This window comes from Marinomonas sp. (genome assembly GCF_039940335.1).
Lineage (GTDB): Bacteria > Pseudomonadota > Gammaproteobacteria > Pseudomonadales > Marinomonadaceae > Marinomonas.
Map to the genome: position 1 here is coordinate 63,165 of NZ_JBDVGW010000012.1, position 21,394 is coordinate 84,558.

Genomic DNA, 21,394 nt, shown 5'->3' on the forward strand with positions numbered 1-21,394 from the left:
ATTAGCCCTCCGCCCCATTGCCAGATGCCGAGCTATCGGAAGCCTCCACCAGCTGCTCAGCCAACAATTCCGCGATATCTTTCACCACCGGGCGAGGCTCTACCACACCTTCGAGCATTGCCGTACATTGCTGACAACCCACCGCGACAAGTTCAGCGCCTGTTTCAACAACATCTTGCATGCGCATATCAGCGATGCGCTGCTCTCCTGGTACATCCGTAATAGGCGCACCACCGCCACCACCACAACAACGAGATCGGTAGCCACTTCGGTCCATTTCTTTCAGCTCAATACCAAGGCTTGCTAGCAACTCTCGTGGCGCTTCATACTCACCGTTGTAACGACCTAGATAGCAAGGGTCGTGGTAGGTAACTTTAGCGCCTTGTAAGGCATCTAGCGTAAAACGCCCTTCCTTCACTAAACGATTTAAGAAGGTCGTATGATGAAGTACTTCAACGCCTTTAAGAGCATCGCTATCAAAGTCGTTATATTCATTACGCAGACAGTGAAAAGCATGAGGGTCCGTGGTCACTAGGGTGTTAAATCGATATTGCGATAAGGTGGCTAAATTGCGTTTGGCCAGACTTTGAAAGGTTGCTTCATCACCCAAACGTCTCGCCACATCGCCACTGTCTCGTTCTTCATTACCAAGAATTGCCACGTCCACATTAGCGGCTTTCAATAAGCTAACAAAAGCTTTCAAAATACGCTGACTGCGCATATCAAAGGCGCCATCCGATACCCAAAACAACACATCGGCTTGTTTTACATCGGCCATAAGCTTCAGGTCTTGGTCCACCGCCCAATGGCTACGACTGTTTGGCGAGTAACCATTAGGGTTATCCGTGGCAATGATGTTTTCTAGCACTTGTGCGCCTTTATTAGGAGTATCGCCTTTTTCTAATGTTAAGAAGCGGCGCATGTCCACGATGGCATCCACATGCTCAATCATCATTGGGCATTCTTCAACGCAGGCTCGACAAGTGGTACAAGACCAAAGCGTTTCTGCGTCCAATAAGCCTTCGGTAATAATTTGCCCAGTACCGCCTTTGGCCTGCCCGACTTCTTTTGAAGGATATGGGCTACCTGCGTACTTTTCGTCACTGCCGCCTGCAAAGCCTACCACCATATCTTGAATCAGCTTTTTGGGGTTGAGTGGCTGGCCTGCGGCAAAGGCCGGACACATGGCTTCACAACGACCACATTGCACACAAGCATCAAACCCTAATAATTGATTCCAAGTAAAATCACTGGGTTTGCCCACACCAAACACTTTTTGTTGAGGGTCTACGGCCTCAAAATTTACCGGTTTAAGCCCGGTGGATCGTCCACCACCAAAGCGCTCTGGTCGACGGTGAAAAGCCAGATGCAAAGCCCCTGCAAAAGCATGTTTCATGGGGCCACCCCAAGTCATGCCGAGCAGCATTTCGCTTAAACTAATAATGACTAATGCGGATAAAATGAGTGTCAGTAGCCAACCGCCAATGTCCCCAAGCCCAATACTTTCGGGCCACCAGCCAGCGGAAGGTAAAGTGAGTATAAAAAACGTCACGGAGAAGATCAGCAAGTTTTTCGGAAGGCGCATCCACGGCCCTTTAGACAGGCGTGAAGGCGGGTTTAAGCGGCGCTTAAACACAAATAAAGCACCGCTAAACATCATGCCTAAGGCCGCTAACAAGGCCCAAGCTAACCATTGACTGTCGATGCCAATTACATGTACCAAGATCACCAACAAGATGGCTAAAACAAAGCCGCCCCCCGTCGCTACGTGTGTACGAGACATATACTTGTCTCGCTCCACCACATGATGAAGGTCGTGCAAATAGCGTTTCGGCATGGCCATTAGACCGGCTAGCCAATCCACTCGCTCTTTTTGACCTGCTCGCCATAAGCACACTCGGCGCATAGCGCCGACTGCCGCCAACATCAGTATGATGTAAATTAACGCTGGTAGTAACCAATCCAAAATCATGTTGCACCCTTAAGATCAAATGCCATGAAAGCCATCAAGGTGACAAGCGCCACCTATGTATCTGGCTTATAGGTCTTTACATAAACGCAGAGCATCGTACATGGCCGCATGAGTATTACGCTGGGAAACACAGTCCCCTAAGCGCCACAAGATCATGCCTTTTGTCGGCTCTGCCAAGATTGGCTGTGGTGCCACATCAAACAAGGCTTCCACATCAATCTGACCTTTATTTATGGATTGCTCTTTCAAGTCATAATACAGACCTTCATTTGGGCGAATGCCATTTTCCACCACTACTTGGTCAACGACGCGCTCTTCTTTCTGGGCGGTGTATTCGTTCTCAAGGACAGCCACTAACTTATCACCCTCGCGATAGACTTTTTCCAGCAAAAAGTCCGAGGTCATGACCACTTCTTTCTCGTACAAAGAACGGTAATAAGTTGGGAATGTAGTGCCACCAATGCCAACACCGGGCTTAATATCATCGGTAACCAACTCCACTAGAGAACCTTTCGAAGCTAAATAATCCGCGGCAGACATGCCTGAAAACTCGCAAATGGTGTCGTATACCAAGACATTTTTGCCCGCTTCTACCTTGCCGCTCAATATATCCCAGGTGGAAACCACCAAGCCTTCTTCTGCCCCCCACTCAGGATGCTGATCAATAAACGGACGACCACCAGTGGCGAGAATACACACATCGGGCGCTAACTCATCCACCAAAGCTTTATCTGCGGCACTATCTAAGCGAATCTCCACGCCTAAACGCTCCACTTCCATCACTAACCAGCGGCTAATACCAGCAATTTGATCTCGCTGCGGTGCCTTCGCCGCAAGCACTAATTGTCCGCCTAATTCACTGGCTTTTTCGATCAGAGTAACACTATGCCCTCTTTCGGCCGCCACTCGGGCAGCTTCTAATCCTGCAGGTCCTCCACCGATCACCAACACTTTACGAACAGGCCCAGTGGTTTTTTCAATAATATGCGGTAAACCCATGTATTCACGAGAGGTCGCGGCATTTTGAATACACAAAACATCCAAGCCTTGATACTGACGATCGATACAATAGTTGGCTCCCACACACTGACGAATTTGATCCACTTGATTCATTTTAATCTTGGCAATGAAATGCGGGTCCGCAATATGAGCGCGAGTCATGCCAACAAAATCCACGTAACCTGCTTCTAAAATACGTTTGGCTTGGTTTGGGTCTTTAATGTTTTGCGCGTGAATCACCGGCACATTAACGACTTCTTTAATGCCCGCCGCCAAATACAAGAAAGGCTCAGGTGGGTAACTCATGTTAGGAATCACATTGGCAAGCGTATTATGAGTATCACAGCCTGAACCCACTACACCAAAGTAATCCACCATATTAGTAGCATCGTAATACTGGGCGATTTTCTTCATCTCTTCATGGTTCAAGCCATCTGGATGGAACTCGTCACCCGTAATGCGCATACCTACGACAAAATCTGGCCCCACTTCTTCGCGTACGGCCTTTAACACTTCCATACCAAACTTCATGCGGCCTTCAAAGGTTCCGCCCCATTCGTCGGTACGTTTGTTTACCCTAGGCGACCAGAACTGATCGATCATGTGTTGGTGCACGGCAGACAGTTCGACACCATCTAAGCCGCCTTCTTTGGCGCGTCGTGCTGCTTGCACAAAGTCACCAATAACACGCCAAATTTCTTCTACTTCAATGGTTTTACAAGTCGCTCTATGGACTGGCTCACGAATACCCGATGGAGACATCAAGTTCGGCCAATTTTCACCGTCCCAACGGGAACGACGTCCCATGTGGGTTATTTGAATCATGATCTTGCCACCATGCTTATGCACGGCATCAGCAAGGTTTTGAAAGTGCGGAATAATACGATCCGTTGATAAATTAACCGAACTCCACCAGCTCTGGGGACTATCAATCGATACCACACTCGAACCACCACAAATACACAAGCCACAGCCACCTTTGGCTTTTTCTTCGTAATATTTCACATAACGATCAGTTGTCATGCCACCGTCTGTGGCATACACCTCTGCATGGGCGGTACTAACGATACGATTGCGTATGGTCAGCTTATTAATTTTTAATGGTTCAAATAACACATCATATTGGGACATGAAAAACCCCTGCTTAGCTTGTCTAACCGCGAGCTTGTTACAAACCGCACGTTTTAAAAATTCTATTACAGCCTTATTTGCCTTTCGCCTACCCGCGAAGGCAAATACCAAGTAGTCTAGTCATTGACTAGAGCGGCGTGACTTCGAAGTAACCCACATCGCAACCCTCTTGTGCTGCGCTTTGGGTTTGTACTGCCTTGGTACGTACAGCTAGGCCTTGGCTCTGCGCAATCTGATCCAAAGCGCCAGCAAACCAACCTGTAAACATGTAATCCACTTTCTCGTTATTCTTGCCACCCAGCTCTTTAATGTACTGATAGACAAAAGCAGAATTCTCGAGACGAACTTTGGCCGTGCCGCTCGCCACGTCCAATTCTTCAGTGATAAAAAAGCCCCAGCCTCGTTGTGATAAGCGTTTTAAATAGTGGTGCCAAACCTCATCACCGGTAAAGCCATGAAGCTCAGCTTCTTTTTCACACCAGTAATAGGCTGATTTATAGCCTGCTTTATACAAAATTTCGGCATAACGTTCGGCACCAATTTCAGCTTCAATCCCCATGTGGTTGTTGACGAAAAAGTGTCTTGGTACATACAACATAGGCAGAGCATCTGTACTCCAAACGCCTGTTTCATCATCAACTTGAATTGGCATTTCAGGTGCATGGCTTCCCATAATTTTTTCCTTAATAAAATCGTTTGAATAATTGGCAATATCATCGCGGGTTCACAGCGCTTAGAGGGCGTTATTCGCCCCACACTTCTGCTAATAGGTTGACCCAGTTCTCGCCCATAATCTTACAAACCTGACGTTCACTAAAACCATGACGCAACAATGCCTCAGTAAGATTCGGAAACTCACCAACGGTACGAATGCCTTTAGGATTAATAATTTCACCAAAGCGCGTTAAGCGTCTGGCGTAGCCTTTATCGTGAGTAAGGTATTCAAAGAAATCTTGTCCATGGCCTTGAGTAAAGTCAGTCCCAATACCAATCGCGTCTTCGCCAACAATGTTGTAGATGTATTGAATGGCTTCTACATAATCATCCACCGTGGCATTTACCCCGGCTTTGAGGAATGGTGTAAACATAGTCACGCCCACAAAGCCGCCATTGTCAGCAATGAACTTTAGTTCTTCGTCACTGCGGTTACGTGGATGTTCTTTTAGACCAGATGGCAGGCAGTGTGAATAAGCCACCGGCTTTTTAGATTCTATAATGACTTCTTTCGCAGTATTAGGACCGACATGAGAGAGATCACAGAGCATACCCACACGGTTCATCTCGGCCACAATCTCACGACCAAAGCCCGACAAGCCACCATCACGCTCATAGCACCCTGTTCCTACAAGGTTTTGCGTGTTGTAACACATCTGCACTATACCAACGCCTAGGTCTTTGAAAATTTGCACATAGCCAATTTGGTCCTCAAAAGCGTGGGCATTTTGGAAGCCCATCATCACGCCTGTTTTCCCTTCGGCCTTGGCACGATGAATATCCTTGGTGGTATATACCTTAGTCAACAGGTCACTGTTGGCTTCGATCAATTGGTTCATTTCCACCACATTGCGCACTGTGCCTTCAAAATTCTCCCAAAAGGACACGGTACAATTGGCCGCCGTTAATTTGCCTTTGGACATGTCTTCAAAAAGTTCTCGGTTCCACTTCGAACAAATAAGACCATCAATCACTATGGCCTTGTCATGTAATTCTGCTGCATTCATGGTGTATTCCTTGCCACTAAGGTTGCTCAATAGGATTGAACTCAGTGTAATTTTTCACAGCACAAGGAAGCAGGCTGTAAGCGACTAGACAAAGACTAAAAGCGACTTGGCAAAAGTCGTGAAGAGTAAGATTTCTAGGAACGACTAAAGTGAGTGTTGCAAAGGTTTTCTCGACAAAGGAACGGAGGTGAATAAAGTAGCGGGCATAAAAAAAGGCCATGCTCGAAAAGCATGACCTTCATGTTGTTCTGAAACGAGAGTTATTTATTGACCAATAAGTCTTCTAGCTTCAAGCCTGTGGCTTTATTGATCGCGCGCCACAAGTAATAGAATGTCGCCATCATCATAATCATTGAAGGAATAGCGATCACTGGGTAACTGTACAAGGTCATTTGCCCAAGTTCTTCATTAAATGCCTCTGTGCCCGATGGACTTACCACGATCCACTTAGCTAACAGATAATTCATCGTCGCTGAAAAAGCAAAAGATCCCGCGATAAAATACGTCGCATTCATCAGCTTCTTTTCAAACAGTGCTGTACTGTTGTTCTCGGCAAGTTTTTCTTTAATGGTTTCCACATCCATCATCGAGGCATTAAAAAGTAAAGCACGAACCAAAGGATATGGCGTAAAGGTTGATACCAATACAGCGATGCCGATCAAGGCAGGTACGGATGCTTCTTTAATAGCTAGCCACTTATTATCCAACTCGAACAAGCCGATACTGCCCGTAAGTAAAACACTGATCAAACCTAACAAAGCAATGAAGTTAAACTTCTTGTATTTCACCAGTTCAAACAAGCCCCAACCTAATGGAAAAGCCAGTGCAACGATTAAACCACCACTAACTCCAAGAGCATCTTCGCCACTTAGTTTCATTAAAATCAGTGACGGTAAAATGACACTGACAAGCAAGTCCACCATAGGACGTGGCTTATGTTCAGGAGTACTATTCATAATTGATAAACCTTGCAAAATTCAAAACTAATAATGGCGCCTATCATAAAGCAAAAGCCCATAGTGAACTACTCTGCTGAACACTTAGATCTCGCCATATGTGAGTAAGGCCTTCGTAAAATATAAATTTACTCTGTGAGTGTTTGTTATTATTCTGATTAACTATTTTGTATCGAGTAGGACAATGACTGCAGTAACTGAGCAATTCAACGGCAATGTTTATATCGTTATCCCATCTTTTGTCGCCAACACCAAACTTAAGAAAAATCTAGACAACGCCTCTAACGCCAATGAGTCCGAGCTTATCCAAGAAATGTCTTTTCGAATTGAAAATGAAATTTCTGGGCACTTACATAAATCCTTGCAACGCTACCATTTAGGAAACTACCCACTCGCCTGTTTTGATGAACTAGAATGCAGTGCAGAAGATAGCCTCTACGAAACTATGGAAGTGGTCGCGACCATTGATAGCAACACCCACTTAGCCGTTGTGATGCTGGTTCTTCACGATAAAGCGTTTGTCGTCTCTCAACTACTGGATCGGGTTTCTGCGGATAAGTTAATCCTAAAAAATGAACAAGACCTAAGCCTCAGCCTGAATGACCACTTGTTAGAACAGTTTGGCATTCAATTATTATCCTCTGCGGCCAAAACCTGTTTATCCACTCGTCAAAACATTCCAGACGATATCATGCTCAGCTACCTCGCCAGCGAGACCTATGACTCGGAAAATATGGCGGCACAACTTATCTCTCCAGAAATAAAAGCGCAGATTGCCATCAACATAGCCCAATACAACAGCAGCGAAATCTACACAGGTAAAAGTTGCGTCGTTAGGTTGGACCGTCGTCCAGGGGAGCATCAAGTTGCCACCCTCGCATCGGATAGTGTCTTTCTCTTTATTTTAGAAATTTTGGCCTTTAAAGAGGCGGCAATTTTGCGCACCAACACCAAAACCATCGAAGCCATCAGCGACAGCAGTCTACTCGAAATGTCGACAATGGACAGACTCACTTCTGAATACTCCACCACCATGCCGTTTTGGGACATCAGTGTCTTCCATTACATTACGGCACAGAACTTAGCCAACAAGTTGGATCAGAGCTTTGGCATTGAAAAGCACTTTGAAACGTACGATAAAAACCAAGAATTCTTAGAGCATAAGATCAATATTCGCCAAGCCATAAAGCAAGGCAGCGAAGACAAAATATTGTTCCTCATCGCCATGATCCTGTTTATCTTCGAAATTGCGCCCTATCTTTTCACCATGTATCAGCGCCTATTGGACGCTGATTGGTATACATGGTCTGAAATCTACTCTATCTTAGGTTCTGGCTTGAGCACTGGGGTACTGGCGTTAATCATTATCGCCTTAATCAAACGACGTAAGGGAAAACATGGCTCTTGATGACAGGATTAGCACATTTTTTGAGTCCGCCTCTAATTTGCCGCTGGAGCAGTTTCCCACGGATGTTAAAGAGGCGCTGCTCACATTATTAAAGGACTCAAGCTCGTTTAAAGCGCAACGAATGAAGACGTTGATACACCAGCCAAACTTCACCCAGCTTGAATGGTTAGAGTGGTTTAATTGGTACTTTGTCATGACAATGCAGTCTAATTTACCAGATTGGTTAAGCCAGACCGTCGCCAGTGTTGCTCGCTCAAAAAACGTCAGTTGCATGAGCTACCCTGAGCTTTTAGATCAAGGCTGGCAGATTAGAGACATTGTGATTTCGTCGGTTTTTCTCTCGGACAGTGGTATTGCCAATTACCACGCCAACAACGATGAGATCGACCACTGGTGCCGCTTACGCAGCAAGAACTTGCATTTGTTCAGTGGTGCTATATCCGCAGGGGAACTGATAGGTCAGGTTGGTTTGATCAAGTTGGACGAGCAAGAGTATCAGCAACTACGAAACGGCCAACTTGAAGAGAAAGACATTCAAGGGGTGTCGGATGAATTTAACGGCCCAACATATCTCTATATTCCAAGTGTGGTACTCAAACCCGAATGGCGAAAAGGGACTTTAATTTTTAAATTATTCACCCACCTCATTCAACAGCTAGAACAACAAGTGGCTCTAGCCCCACGAGTAAAAGGGCTTATCGCACTCGCCTATACTGACGATGGCGCAGCCTTATGTCGTCGCTTTAACTTCACACTAGAGCATGTCACAGCAAGTGGCGACAGGGTCTTTACAGGAGCGCTCGACCAGCTCTTAACCGCACTTCCCAGCTAAATCTTACAAGATTTAACGCTTATTTCCCCCAGCTAACTGTGCCTCCATAAAATCAATAAACACTCTGAGTTTATTTGGCATATACCGCATAGGGGGAAATTGCATATGCACGCCACCTTGGAAATCACTTTTTAGTAGCCAGTCTATGAGCACTGGCACCACCTCCCCATTCGCAAGGGAGTCGGCAACCACAAAGTCAGGAAATGGAGCAATCCCTAACCCTTGTTTTACAGCATTCAGGCGCATTTGAGCATCGTTATTAATGTAGCGTCCATCGACTGTTACTTGTCTAGTACGCTGGCCTTGCTGGAAGGTCCAATGATTGTCACCGTCAAAAAAACCTAACGGAATACACTTATGTTGAGTCAGTGCCTCTGGGGAATCTGGAAAACCGTATCGTGCTAAATAGTTAGGACTAGCACAAAGAATTGAGCGCACCTGACCAAGGGTTTTACATACGAGATGCTCATAAGGATGCTCGGTAATGGTAAACACCAGATCCACATCTTGATAAGCAGGATCTATTCTTAAGTCAGTAACTTTGACTTGCAAAGAAATTTCTGGAAATTGCTGAATAAAATTCAGTAACAACGGTTCTAGCACTTGTCTGGCATAACCATCAGGCACTGCAATACGCAAACGCCCTTTCGCCTCTGTGGAGGTGCTTTCTGAAGCGCTCACCGCCTCTTTGGCATTGTCGAGCATATTACGACACTGCTCATAAACGGTCATCCCTACCGCGGTAATGGTCTGACGACGAGTGGTTCTCTCCACCAGCACCACTGCTAATACATTCTCCATTCGCGATATCTGACGGCTCACCGCCGATGGCGTCACTCCCAATTGTTGTGCCGCTTTAGTAAAGCTGCCAGTTTCTACCACCGCTACATAAGCGGCCATATCTGGAAGCAAGGCAATTATTTTATTTGTGTCCATGAATCACAAGTCTTTTGTTGAATTGACAGATTATCATCAGATAAAACACAAGTTAGCATATTCCCTAGTCGCCTTCAGCGATTTTTGTCAACCAATACACCATTACCGTGAATACCTTACGAGGCACTATGAACACAGTATTACTTCCCCATTCCATCATCAACCGCAGAATCCCAATGGCTGAATTATCCCTTTTACTCACAGCAATGTTTTGGGGAAGTAGCTATGGTATTACGAAAGACGCGCTTGCCTATACAAGCGTCTTGGCCTTTTTATTGATCCGCTTTGGCTTAACCTCACTATTGTTACTACCCGGCTTTCTAAGAGACAGCCTAAATGGCCGCACTAAGGATTGGCGTTATGGTGTGCCGACAGGGTTAATTTTGCTTTTGACGCTGTTGGCAGAAACCTATGGCATTTTTCATACCACAGCTTCGAGAGCGGCCTTCTTGATCAGTCTTTGTATACTGCTAACGGTGTTTCTTGAGGCTATTACGAGCCAGCAATGGCCACGCAAAGGCATTTTTGCTTGCGCAGTGTTGTCTGTGACAGGAGTTCTTCTGTTAACCCAGAAAGAATGGGGCTGGGTGGCGCTTAATCTAGGAGATTACTGTATTTTACTGGCGGCCTTGTTACGGGCTTGTTTGGTCGTCGCTACGCAAATTCTTATGAAAGGCAAGCGACTCTCTGCCATGAATCTTACCTGCATTCAGGCTAATGTCATCGCCATCGGTGTGCTGATTATTTTTATGATCAGCGATAACAGTGCTTTAGAACGGCTACCGAGCCAATTGAACTTCTGGGGACTAACCTTTTACCTGGTTATTTTTTGTACCATTTTTTGTTTTTTCGCGCAGAATTATGGTGTGAAACACACGTCACCATCCAAAGTTGCCTTGTTAACAGGCTCCGAACCGGCCTTTGGCGCCTTGTTTGCTATTTTCTGGCTGGGTGAAACGCTTGCACCTATCCAAATACTGGGTGGCGCATGCATTCTTATTGCTACCCTAGCGGCCTCTTTAAGAAGCCGCTAAATCGTGAAAGCCCCGCTAGCAGCTATATAGGCCGCGCCAGATAACTCACTTAATGAGCATCTTTCTCATGTAACGAAATAGTGGTCACAGCACCCACAGAGCTTTCGAAAAACTTAGCTTTCACTGCAAGGTAATCAGAGTCGCTAAAGAATTGCTCCATCGCTTCCTTACTGGGGAAATCAATCGTGAAGACTCGGTTAATCGGATCGGTAGATTTCGATCTCAATACCTCACTGACCTTAAAATCAAAGCCAAAACTGCCGCCATAGGAATGCAGAATTGGCATCATATGCTCGCGATACTGCTGATACACATTATCATCCGTGACCTCTAGGGCCATTATTCTTTCATATGGCATGTAATCTCCAAACTAGACTGTGAAATATAAGACTGAAATTTAAGACAGGCAATTCGCAAAGTCCGGAATTTAAAACCCGGAATTTAACCCCCCTCCTCAGTGATCAACTCAGCAGGGGGGCGTGACATTATTTGGTACAGATTAAATCAAATGAAACTGGCTCTGCATACCGGTATTTCATAAAGGCAGAATGGCTTGATAAGCCTCACTGTTGTACCAGTTACGGGCACTGTCTGCATCTGGGAACTCGATCACCGCTTTTTCCATCTAAAGACTATCAATGAAATAAGCATAAAGAAAAATAGACTGTTCTAATTTGATAATGGCAGGCCTAGTTACTTTTTAGTACTCATGATCACAAACAAAATACCGCTGCAAATCAATAAGGTACCAAGGATTAATGGCATGGTTAGGGCTTCTCTCAAAAAATAGCTAGAAAACAGTAGCCCAGTTACTGGCACTCCTAACATAGACGTTGAAATGGAAGTTCCTGATAAACGCCTGCTAGCACCATTCACCGCACAAAAACAAAATGCCGTAGCAAGAGGCCCTAGATAAAGACAAATCATCCAAAAATCCAAACTGCCATCCCCTGTAAACGGCCCCTCTAACCAATGAGCCAGAAAGATTAACGGCACTGTTGCCGTCAGCATTTGCCAAGGCGCCAATTGGTACGCTGTCGCGGTGGATTTAGAGTGTCGTAAATGAAGGATGCCTAAGCTCCAGCAAAACGCAGCGCCCAATAATAGGCCATTGGCCATTAACAAAGCAGAATTACTCCAGTCAAAACTGAAAGGGTTAAACAAGGTGACCACCCCAGCTAAGCCAAAGGTTACCCCAAGCCATTGTTTTGCAGACAACCTCTCACGGAAAAAAGCCACGGATAAAGGCAACACCCACAAGGTGGTGGTGTAAGCAAGAATCGCCGAGCGCCCTGCCTCCACTTGTGTCATGGCGATAGCACCCAAGACCGTAAAAACCAGCATTTGCAAAAGACCAATACTTAGAATCAAAGGTATGTCTTTTTTAGTAGGAAGGTACAAGCTTTTCGTTATCAGCTGAAATAGAAATAATGCCGCCCCGCCAAGAGCAAAGCGCATCATGGAAAACCACACTGGCGTAATGTGATCCAGCCCCACTTTCATTACTGGCCAATTCCCACCCCAAACAATAATCGCAAGAAACAAAATACACAGCGCTTTGCTTTGTGGCGACAGCAAAGAAACATTCCAAGGCTCTCTCACTAAATTCGGTGCAATGGTCTTAGACATAATGGGCTCGCTTTCGTAAGGAAATGACTTAGAAATAGAGTACCCATATTTTTGCAGAGAAAGTTTCTTTTGTTTATCGTCACACCACGATATTCAGTATATATTATCTTTATATATTCAATTTTAAGGATAATTTATATGATAAAGCTTGATAATAAAGATATCGCTATCCTCAACAAGTTGCAGACGAACGGTGATATCACCAACGCAGAACTAGCAAGTTTGGTCAATTTGTCGCCAACGCCTTGCTTTAACCGAGTTAAGCGATTAGAAGAAATGGGGATATTGAATGGCAAGGTATCTCTCGTATCGGCTAAAAAGCTTGGCCTACACGTGAACGTCTTTATTCACATACGCTTGAAAAAACAAGATGAAGAAGCCCTCGAAATTTTTGAAGCGGCTATTGCAGAGTGCCCAGAAGTAATGGAGTGCTATCTAATGACGGGGGATGAGGATTATTTACTACGAGTATTGGTGACAGACATCCAAGCTTTAGAGACGCTTATTTTAACGAGACTGACCAAAATCCCCGGCGTAGAAAACATTCGCTCCAGCTTTGCCCTGAAACAAGTTCGCTATAAAACCGCCCTTCCTCTGCCAGAAAATGGCCTAATCATAAACAGCTAAAATCCCTTGATTAACCAAGACTAAACAAGACAGGCACCTTTAGAACCCAGTAAAATCAGGCTTCTAAGTATGCCTGTCCTATGTAGCTCTTATTTTAACGAGAATGAGTTAGTCGGCGATTAGAAAGTTTTGTTTGCTTTGCTTATGCTCGATCACCGCATCTTGGGTGCGATCTTTTAAATTCACACCACTGAGCTTAAGTTTTTGTGCCTCAGTGATCAGATAAAGCGCGCGTTTAGCGGCTTCTTCATAAGGCAAACCCGCGGGACGAATATTAGAAATACAGTTGCGGCTGGCATCATTAAGGCCAGATTTTGGCTGCCAAGTGAGATACAATCCCAAGCTGTCCGGTGAACTCAAGCCCGGGCGCTCTCCCACCAGCACAATGACAATTTGTGCGTTCAGCAACTCGCCAATGTCGTCTCCAATGGCAACACGGCCTTGCTCCACCAGAATGATGGGTGCAAAACTGCAGGCTGGATTAGCCTCTAACAGCTGGCTTTTCAGCAGCTGGATAAACGGCGCGGAATTTTGGCTTACCGCCAAAGATGACAAGCCATCGACCACCGCAAAGGCAATGTCGTAATTAGGCTTGGCACTGGCTTGCTGGGTAAATTGGTACAAGGTATCGCGACTGTTTTGGCTCAACTTTCGGCCTAAGTCTGGACGCTGCAAGTAGCCTATGCGGTTCTCCGCTTGGCTATGGGCTAACAGCACCTCACCATCGCTATAAGGAGCCAATTGTGACTGCATGGCTGTCACGTCTAAGGGCAAATGCACAGCATCTCGCGCTTGCGCATGGTTAAGTTGAAAAGCCAGCAACTCTTGAGTCGGTAAGCTCACTCCAGCTCGTCCTAAACCAATGCGAGCATCGGTAAAACTACGCAAACGACGCCATGGGTTGTCTACCACTTGGCCTTGTTCGATCGCCTTATCAGATAAAGAGTCTTTATTGGCCATTAGGACTGACCTCCCAAATGCTTTAAGGACTGGGCAAAACGCTCTGGCATGCCATCGGCTAACAGAGTTTGTTGGGTGTCTTTCATGATGTTCATCTTTTGTAGCCAGTGTTCAAACTCTGGCGCAGGACGAGAGCCCAACACTCTACGAACGTATAGGGCGTCGTGGAAAGAGGTGGTTTGATAATTCAGCATGATGTCATCGGAACCGGGAATCCCCATGACAAATGAACAACCAGCGACCCCTAGCAGGGTTAGCAGATTATCCATATCGTTTTGATCCGCCTCAGCGTGATTGGTATAACAAACATCACAACCCATAGGTACGCCGAGTAATTTGCCGCAGAAATGATCCTCTAAACCAGCGCGAGTGATTTCTTTGCCATCAAACAAATATTCAGGACCGATAAAACCCACCACGGTATTGACCAGCAAGGGGTTAAATTTTCGAGCTACGGCGTATGCTCTCGCTTCACAGGTTTGTTGATCTAAACCATGGTGCGCATCCGCCGACAAGGAGCTGCCTTGTCCCGTTTCAAAATACATTACATTATTGCCAACCGTGCCACGATTAAGACTTAAAGCAGCCTCTTGAGCTTCTGCCAGTGTGCTGAGATTAAAACCAAAGCTACTATTGGTGGCTTCTGTTCCGCCAATGGACTGGAATACCAAATCCACAGGCGCGCCCGCTTCAATACATTCAATGGTATTGGTTACATGAGTGAGTACACAGCTTTGGGTCGGAATCTCATATTTTTGGATAACATCATCCATCAGTTGCATGAGCTTAATAGCCTGAGGGACATTATCTGTGGCAGGGTTTATGCCGATTACCGCATCGCCATTGCCGTACAACAAACCATCCAACATACTGGCGGCTATGCCATTAATATCATCCGTTGGATGATTAGGCTGTAATCGTGTGGCTAACCTTCCGGGTAATCCTATGGTGTTTCGAAACGCACTCACCACATGGCTTTTTTTAGCAACCAGAATTAAGTCCTGATTACGCATAATTTTCGATACCGCAGCGGCCATTTCAGGCGTAATGCCCGCTCTTACTGAAGCCAGCACTTCAGGTGTGGCATAATCACTTAATAGCCAATTGCGAAAATCGCCAACGGTTAAATGGGAAATTTGCGCAAAAGCTTGAGTATCGTGATCGTCTAAAATCAGCCGCGTCACTTCATCAGCTTCGTAGGGAATTAACGCTTCATTTAAAAAAGTCTTGAGGGGCACCTCGGCCAGTGTCATTTGGGCGACGGCACGTTCTTGCGCGGATTGGGCATTCACCCCTGCCAAACAATCCCCAGAACGATGAGGAGTGGCTTTGGCCATTAACTGCGCCAAGTTTTTAAAGTGATAGGTTTGAGTGCCTAACGTATAGCGGTACAACTGACTCATTCTTTCGCCTTCAATTTGCCCTGTTAATTTAAATTCGGGATGTCTATCAGGAAATCTGTAACCCCAATATCTACGCCATGTTGAGACAAGAGTGTGCTCACCTGCCCCCTATGATGGGTTTGATGATTAAACACATGGGAAAGCAGCTCTGCAAAAGGCTTATGCCCCAGAATACCTTTTGAATTGGTATAGTGCAGGCCTTTTTCTAAATCTTCTTCTTTTAGCTCGGCATGTAACCAGTGATGAATTAGCTCGTCCACTGCTTGTCGCATTTCATATAACTCATCAATGTTACTAGAAATAATCGTATCCAAGGTCTTGGGCTGGACAATTTGGGAAAGTTTCCCCAGCGATAAGTAGTTTTCGGAGTGCTTAGCAAAGCGGCTATACCAAATAATATCTCCCACCAAAATATGATTTAGCGTGCCACTGATGGATTTGAAAAATGCCCCCATATCTTGCTCTAGAAGGGCTACCGGCAAGCTCAATGCAGCATTATAGACTTGCCTATTCATCCTTATGTTATAGGTAGACATGAGTTGAAAGTGGTCCATTTTCGACATTTTATTTCCCATAATCCTTAAGATGTTTACTGGAGCTTGGTACAAAGAAAAAATGTACACACTTTCAGGTCAGCCTGTCCATTAACTTGTCCAATTCCCTAAGAGAGCGCACAACATAAAGCGGCTTATTAGCAGATTGGGCTTCCAGCTTTTGCAAGAATTGCTGGTTCCAAAACTTGGGGCATAGCTTAAGTGTTTTATAACTGGCGATACTCCCTTTGAACACAGATGCACCTTTCGGCCAACCCTCTGGCGTTTTAAACAAGCCTTTTAATAAGCGCTTAGCCACCAGCCAATAGCATATAATGTAGGGAAGATCGATATAGATCAGGGTATCCGCCGCATCTAGACGCTGATAAAAAGACCCTAGCGCTGTAAAGGGGGCAAAACCTTCTATTAGCCATGACTCACTAGACAGTATTTCATTATGAGTCTGCTTATACGTTTCGCTGTCTATCTCTTCACCATTGGCTTGGTACAAAATGGCGTCCATGGCATAGAGCTGAACACCACACTGCTCCGCAAGCTGTTTACTAAAGGTAGATTTGCCACTTGCAGGCTTACCAAAAACCGCAATTCTCTTCATTTTACGCCTCCTGTCATTCAAGAACCCAAGAAGCCGATACAAAAAACCCGCCTCTAAGGCGGGTTTGATATATTACACGTATCAAAAATCCCACCACTCCTAGGGAGTGATGATAATTCGAGCATAACGACGTGTAAGGTTATTTATCTGCATAACAAACATTCTGCAAAATCCCTGCTCATGAGTCAATCCATGTTAATACAAATCAATACGCTTACCTTGCAGAGCAGGCGTATTTTCCACACACGTTTCAATAGAGCGGATTAACTCAGCCGCTAATGGTGTTGGCTTCGACTTATTTGCCCACAAAACATAAGCAGGTCGGGTATAAAATAGGTCCAACTCATATTGAAACTGACCGGGTAAGCTTTCCTACAAAGCACTGATTTCGGCAATCGGTAAAAACATAAGGTGTCTCCGTGATGAGCTATCTTTAGGTTTAAAATAGATAGCTTCATCCCATTTAGAAAATAAACACCTTAGTTTGTGTTTCATGACGCCGTATAGCTTATATAGAAGAGCCTCGACCAATCGAAGTAATCGGACCGGTAGGTTTACCTGTGGAAGAGCCTGTCTCTTGCTCTAAGGTTAGCTCGAAAAGCTGGTTTTCGGTAAGTGGTGGGAGCTTATCAATATCTAGATTTAACGTTTCACCTTTTTTGACTAACCCTAATGAAACAGGGGCATCCCAACCCTCCGCTTTTGTCCAGAACTGTAAAGCTTTACCTTCTGGGATCTCCACTGCACCTAATGGCACTAACTGAATTTGATTGGACTGACTGGTTTGAATTACCCAACCCGGAGTCTTGCTTTCAGGTTGAACCAATACCGCAATATAAGTAGGTTTACTTAGTGTTGGCTCAATGGTTTGTAATTTAAACCCTAATATCATGACGAGCACTAGGCAAGCTATTGACATACCACGCCATAAAAATAGGCTTTCCCAAAAGGAGGATGCTGCATTAGAGGATACTTGTGTAGTAAGTTGCGAGGGCTTTTCAAGTTCATCCACGCTACGCGTAATCCGTGCTGATAAAGACAGTGATGTGTCAACGGGTTCCAAACGATCAGTCACAGCTAAAAAATGTTCTTGCCACTGATTAACGGCTTTTTGAAGCTCTACGCTGTATTCTAAACGTTTTTCAAAATCGCTTCGTTCTTCTGCAGTCAATGTACCAAGTACGTACTGTCCTGCTAAGTCATCATCAATAGGAGCTTGTTTTATATTTTTGTTCATTGCAAACACTCCTTTAAAGCATTCAAACTACGCTTAATCCATGACTTTACCGTACCCAAAGGTTTATTGAGCAGTGTAGCGATTTCATCTTGTGTATAACCATCGACGTATGCATGCAATATACACAGTTTGCGTTCCGGTGCTAAATATTCCAAACATGTTAGCAGAGACGATTGAGCTAGGGGGTCTGTTGCAAGCTCTGCAATATCATCAAGTTGCTCTTCCGAGGCTAAGACTTGGTTATCACACAGGTCGAGTAGAAAATCCGGTTCAGCAAGAACCTGCCGATTAGAGTGTTTGAGAGCATTTAACGCTAAATTACGAGTTAACGTATACAACCAGCCGCGAGCTGACCCTAATTCTTCATGATAGGAATGTGCATTCTGCCAAATTTTGATAAAAGCATCATGCACTACGTCTTCAGACAGAGGACGGTTTTTCAGAATACGCATTACAACGGTGAGCAATCTGGTCGCTTCATGGTGGTACAGTTGCATTAAGGCTGCTCGGTCGCCTTGGGCACAATTTTTTAACACGCCTTCATAATCAAATTCTGTAGATAGGGACACAAAATTTACCTAATGCAAAGCGCTCAGTATACGTAACTGAGCGCTTTAAGTCATTTCCTAGAAATTCTTCTAATAACGCCTATAACTGGCTTATTTTTGTTTCCAAAAAAGGTATTCACCAGAGTAGTTAACGACGACTTTATGTCCAAGCTTATCCATATTACAGCCGGTTTCCGGTGCTGCACCACCTCTTAGATTAATTCGCTGTATATAAGTCACATCTTTTAATGCGCCTGACCGAGCGGATTCATTTGCTTTCACTAATTGCATTGGAATACTTCCTTTACCAGAAGGAGCAATCGCCAGTTGTTTGCCTGTAATGGATGAACCATCTAGCGACTCCCACGTTGCAGGTGGACCGAAGTAAGAGACAAGATGATTGCCTTTATTATCACTTAGAATGGCTCGAGGGCCAGCAAAAGCCCACTTTGCTTTGTCAGCATTAGCACTGTCTACTTTACATTCCCACGTGATATTGCCTTTTGCAGCGGTAAATATTGCAACCTTGTTCCCTGCAGGTACTCGTACTTCACTTGGTAAATTCTCTTGTGAAAAATTACCCGCGAATGATTGAGTCGCCATAACCATCAGTACAGAAGTTGCCGTAACGTGTAGTGCTTTTAACATACATTGATTTTTCATTGTCGTTTCCCTATTTATCGGTAGATTTCGAATTTGAAAAAACAGCCATTTACCTACTGTTATCAAGTACTACAATCGACAAAGGAATTTAGATGCAGAAAAAACAAAATAATTTTAAATTAAAGTCATTTACTCAAACAGATAACCTAAAAATCGGCTTTATCTGTACCTCTAATGACGATCTGCTGGGTGATTGACGCCGTCGTTCGTCAAAATTTCGCCTAAGTCAAACGGGTTAACACCTTCTAAACAACCGATATTAAAGCCATATTCATTGGGACTAGATCGTCGTTGATGATGAGTGTAGATACCACATTTAGAACAAAAATAATGTTTTGCTATGTTTGTATTAAATTGATAAAGGCTTAACACCTCTGCCCCTTCAATAATGCGAAATGCATCCAGAGGAATGGAACCCACGATTGCGCCTTTGCGCCGACAAATAGAACAATCACACCGTCTAGGGCTTTCTATCCCATTTGGTAGCGATAGCTCTAACTTAACCGCACCACAATGACAGGTGGCGAGATGTTTCTCTTGAATCTTAGTATTACCGATAAACTTGATCATTAACCCAGCACCTTAATTAAATCGCGAACCATCATGAGAATGCGTCAGCAAGAACAGATAATTTTCCTTCCTGATTAGGTTTTACCCTAGCGCATCAACTTGCTTTGAAGGTTCAGTTTGACGGTGAAGCATTCGATCCTAATGATCGAATACACAACAGTATTGGCAGAGTAACACTTTTAAGACAGGCACTGCTTAACAGTGAGGCATTCGATCCTAATGATCGAATACACAACAGCATTGGCAGAGTAACACTTTTAAGACAGGCACTGCTTAACATCATAAAAATTAGGAGCCTGAAGCCATTGAAACAAAATAACATCAGCCTTATTTTTTGCTTACGAAGGATTAGCACCAAAAATATTCAAAAGGAGAGCGACGACAAAGAACATTAAGTGCTTCATGATCAATAAAGCAGCAATTTGGTCGATATTAACCACAAAACTAACGTAACCAAAGTTACTAAGTCGTCAAGAGCCATTTAAACCACTTAGGCAAGCAGCCGAGTGCTTTTACGGTTAAGTTTTCGATGATGGGTTGCACAATAACGATCAATTGATAATTCATTGCCAACAATACTTCCAGTTAGGGTTTCAAACTCAGTCACAATACATATCCAGTTCTCTGACAAGATATTTAAACGCTGCAGGATCGGAAGTAGCGAAGCGTCAATTACCGCTTTTGACTCGCCCGCGATTATTCGACCCGTTACATCCACCAGCTCTAAGTAATCTTTCAGTTTAAAAGGAAGACCATTAGGCATGTCTTTTCGAGGGTTACCAACAAACGGGTATAAAGCTTTAGATTGAAAACGCCCTTCAATGGCCGTCACACGCTTTTTGATACTAGTGAAGTCTGAGTTTTCGGGTGTATCACATATGCCTGATCTGACTGGATTTAAATCAACATAGGCCATACAAGTAACGAGAGCCGCTTCGTCGAGTAAGGCTTGAGACTTAAAACGCCCCTCCCAGAAATGACCTGAACATTTATCTTCTAAATTTGCCCTACGCGCTATCGGCTCATTCAACTCTTTCATGAACCAACTCATATCCATTAATCGTGAGCGATACGTTTCCGCTAAGGTCTCAACTAGAGACTGCAGATACGTCGGAAGTTGATCTCCTCGCACGTACTGTTGAGTATAGAGGGTACCTTTGTGAAGCTTATGCCATCTCTCCAACACCTCAACTGGGGACCAATTTTTGGCTGTATCTTCATCAATATGAAGCACAACATGCAAATGATTACTCATAACAGCATAAGCGCAAATATCAATCGAAAAAACACTCGCAAGAAACAACAAACGATGCTCGATCCAGTCTCGTCGATGTTCGTAACTGACCCCAGTAAAAGGATCCTGACCGCATAAAAAAGCTCGGCGAACACATCGAGCAACACAATGATAATAAGGGGTATCTTCTAAGCAAACTTGTTGGCTTCTAGGTATTGGCATGACCCTTCTCCTCTTCCTTGAGAACATAAAACTAAGTATAGGAAGGATTTGAGGAACAAACCAGAAACAGCTGAGACCGTTAAATTCATTGGCTTTTCAGAGTGCCTGTCTTAGCCAGGCTTGGTAGCAATAGTCCATTTCGTTTTTTTTATCAAAGATCTAT

The 21,394-nt window shown here is 44.5% G+C and carries 22 protein-coding genes; 4 read left to right on the plus strand and 18 right to left on the minus strand.

Features of this window, described 5'->3' with window-relative positions; translation table 11 throughout:
• Window position 1: 1 nt before the first annotated feature.
• The 5 genes from ABJF92_RS07720 to ABJF92_RS07740 form a co-directional block, all read right to left on the minus strand.
• The gene (locus tag ABJF92_RS07720) at window positions 2–1,972 is read right to left on the minus strand and encodes a (Fe-S)-binding protein (RefSeq protein WP_446815215.1); all 1,971 of its coding nucleotides are present in this window, start codon (window positions 1,970–1,972) and stop codon (window positions 2–4) included.
• Between the two features lie 66 nt (window positions 1,973–2,038).
• Window positions 2,039–4,102: a dimethylglycine demethylation protein DgcA gene (dgcA, locus tag ABJF92_RS07725; protein WP_446815216.1), complete on the minus strand. Its 2,064-nt coding sequence runs from the start codon at window positions 4,100–4,102 to the stop codon at window positions 2,039–2,041.
• A 127-nt stretch (window positions 4,103–4,229) separates the two neighbouring features.
• A complete protein-coding gene (locus ABJF92_RS07730) occupies window positions 4,230–4,775 on the minus strand; it encodes a DUF5943 domain-containing protein (RefSeq protein ID WP_446815217.1) in 546 nt (181 codons plus the stop codon).
• Between the two features lie 70 nt (window positions 4,776–4,845).
• A complete protein-coding gene (locus ABJF92_RS07735) occupies window positions 4,846–5,823 on the minus strand; it encodes a dipeptidase (protein ID WP_446815218.1) in 978 nt (325 codons plus the stop codon).
• Between the two features lie 260 nt (window positions 5,824–6,083).
• Window positions 6,084–6,779: a VC0807 family protein gene (locus tag ABJF92_RS07740; RefSeq protein ID WP_446815219.1), complete on the minus strand. Its 696-nt coding sequence runs from the start codon at window positions 6,777–6,779 to the stop codon at window positions 6,084–6,086.
• A gap of 184 nt (window positions 6,780–6,963) precedes the next feature.
• On the opposite strand from ABJF92_RS07740, the gene ABJF92_RS07745 reads away from it, so the two are divergent.
• Both ABJF92_RS07745 and ABJF92_RS07750 read left to right on the plus strand, forming a co-directional pair.
• A complete protein-coding gene (locus tag ABJF92_RS07745) occupies window positions 6,964–8,187 on the plus strand; it encodes a hypothetical protein (RefSeq protein ID WP_446815220.1) in 1,224 nt (407 codons plus the stop codon).
• A gap of 121 nt (window positions 8,188–8,308) precedes the next feature.
• Window positions 8,309–9,019, plus strand: coding sequence for a hypothetical protein (locus ABJF92_RS07750; RefSeq protein WP_446815221.1), 711 nt, complete (start codon window positions 8,309–8,311; stop codon window positions 9,017–9,019).
• Window positions 9,020–9,031: 12 nt separating this feature from the next.
• Here the strand turns inward: ABJF92_RS07750 and ABJF92_RS07755 are convergent, their stop codons facing one another.
• Window positions 9,032–9,955: a LysR family transcriptional regulator gene (locus ABJF92_RS07755; protein ID WP_446815222.1), complete on the minus strand. Its 924-nt coding sequence runs from the start codon at window positions 9,953–9,955 to the stop codon at window positions 9,032–9,034.
• A 128-nt stretch (window positions 9,956–10,083) separates the two neighbouring features.
• Between ABJF92_RS07755 and ABJF92_RS07760 the strand changes: the two genes are divergently transcribed.
• Entirely contained in the window at window positions 10,084–10,989 is a 906-nt protein-coding gene (locus ABJF92_RS07760) for a DMT family transporter (protein ID WP_446815223.1), read from the plus strand.
• 49 nt (window positions 10,990–11,038) lie between these two features.
• Here ABJF92_RS07760 and ABJF92_RS07765 read toward each other — a convergent pair whose 3' ends face one another.
• From ABJF92_RS07765 to ABJF92_RS07775, 3 genes are all read right to left on the minus strand, one after another.
• The gene (locus tag ABJF92_RS07765; protein WP_446815224.1) at window positions 11,039–11,347 is read right to left on the minus strand and encodes a DUF1330 domain-containing protein; all 309 of its coding nucleotides are present in this window, start codon (window positions 11,345–11,347) and stop codon (window positions 11,039–11,041) included.
• A 177-nt stretch (window positions 11,348–11,524) separates the two neighbouring features.
• Window positions 11,525–11,614: a DUF1330 domain-containing protein gene (locus ABJF92_RS07770; protein ID WP_446815225.1), complete on the minus strand. Its 90-nt coding sequence runs from the start codon at window positions 11,612–11,614 to the stop codon at window positions 11,525–11,527.
• 68 nt (window positions 11,615–11,682) lie between these two features.
• Window positions 11,683–12,618 carry a DMT family transporter gene (locus ABJF92_RS07775; RefSeq protein ID WP_446815226.1) on the minus strand — a complete coding sequence of 312 codons (936 nt, stop codon included), beginning with the start codon at window positions 12,616–12,618 and terminating at the stop codon, window positions 11,683–11,685.
• 138 nt (window positions 12,619–12,756) lie between these two features.
• Here ABJF92_RS07775 and ABJF92_RS07780 point away from each other — a divergent pair, with 138 nt between their 5' ends.
• Window positions 12,757–13,245 carry an Lrp/AsnC family transcriptional regulator gene (locus ABJF92_RS07780; protein ID WP_446815227.1) on the plus strand — a complete coding sequence of 163 codons (489 nt, stop codon included), beginning with the start codon at window positions 12,757–12,759 and terminating at the stop codon, window positions 13,243–13,245.
• A 108-nt stretch (window positions 13,246–13,353) separates the two neighbouring features.
• On the opposite strand, the gene eutC is transcribed toward ABJF92_RS07780, so the two are convergent.
• The 9 genes from eutC to ABJF92_RS07825 form a co-directional block, all read right to left on the minus strand.
• Window positions 13,354–14,205: an ethanolamine ammonia-lyase subunit EutC gene (gene eutC, locus ABJF92_RS07785; protein ID WP_446815228.1), complete on the minus strand. Its 852-nt coding sequence runs from the start codon at window positions 14,203–14,205 to the stop codon at window positions 13,354–13,356.
• Entirely contained in the window at window positions 14,205–15,608 is a 1,404-nt protein-coding gene (locus tag ABJF92_RS07790) for an ethanolamine ammonia-lyase subunit EutB (protein WP_446815229.1), read from the minus strand. The genes eutC and ABJF92_RS07790 overlap by 1 nt, the downstream gene beginning before the upstream one ends.
• A 23-nt stretch (window positions 15,609–15,631) precedes the next feature.
• Window positions 15,632–16,171 carry a DinB family protein gene (locus tag ABJF92_RS07795; RefSeq protein WP_446815230.1) on the minus strand — a complete coding sequence of 180 codons (540 nt, stop codon included), beginning with the start codon at window positions 16,169–16,171 and terminating at the stop codon, window positions 15,632–15,634.
• Window positions 16,172–16,235: 64 nt separating this feature from the next.
• On the minus strand, window positions 16,236–16,757 hold the full coding sequence (locus tag ABJF92_RS07800) for an adenylate kinase (protein ID WP_446815231.1): 522 nt from the start codon (window positions 16,755–16,757) through the stop codon (window positions 16,236–16,238).
• Between the two features lie 508 nt (window positions 16,758–17,265).
• Window positions 17,266–17,994: an anti-sigma factor gene (locus tag ABJF92_RS07805; protein WP_446815232.1), complete on the minus strand. Its 729-nt coding sequence runs from the start codon at window positions 17,992–17,994 to the stop codon at window positions 17,266–17,268.
• Window positions 17,991–18,563: a sigma-70 family RNA polymerase sigma factor gene (locus tag ABJF92_RS07810; RefSeq protein WP_446815233.1), complete on the minus strand. Its 573-nt coding sequence runs from the start codon at window positions 18,561–18,563 to the stop codon at window positions 17,991–17,993. Before ABJF92_RS07810 ends, ABJF92_RS07805 begins: the two co-directional genes overlap by 4 nt.
• Window positions 18,564–18,653: 90 nt before the next feature.
• Entirely contained in the window at window positions 18,654–19,205 is a 552-nt protein-coding gene (locus ABJF92_RS07815) for a DUF3455 domain-containing protein (protein ID WP_446815234.1), read from the minus strand.
• Window positions 19,206–19,376: 171 nt separating this feature from the next.
• Window positions 19,377–19,775: a GFA family protein gene (locus ABJF92_RS07820; protein WP_446815235.1), complete on the minus strand. Its 399-nt coding sequence runs from the start codon at window positions 19,773–19,775 to the stop codon at window positions 19,377–19,379.
• Between the two features lie 490 nt (window positions 19,776–20,265).
• On the minus strand, window positions 20,266–21,231 hold the full coding sequence (locus tag ABJF92_RS07825) for a transposase (RefSeq protein ID WP_446815236.1): 966 nt from the start codon (window positions 21,229–21,231) through the stop codon (window positions 20,266–20,268).
• Between the last annotated feature and the right edge of the window lie 163 nt (window positions 21,232–21,394).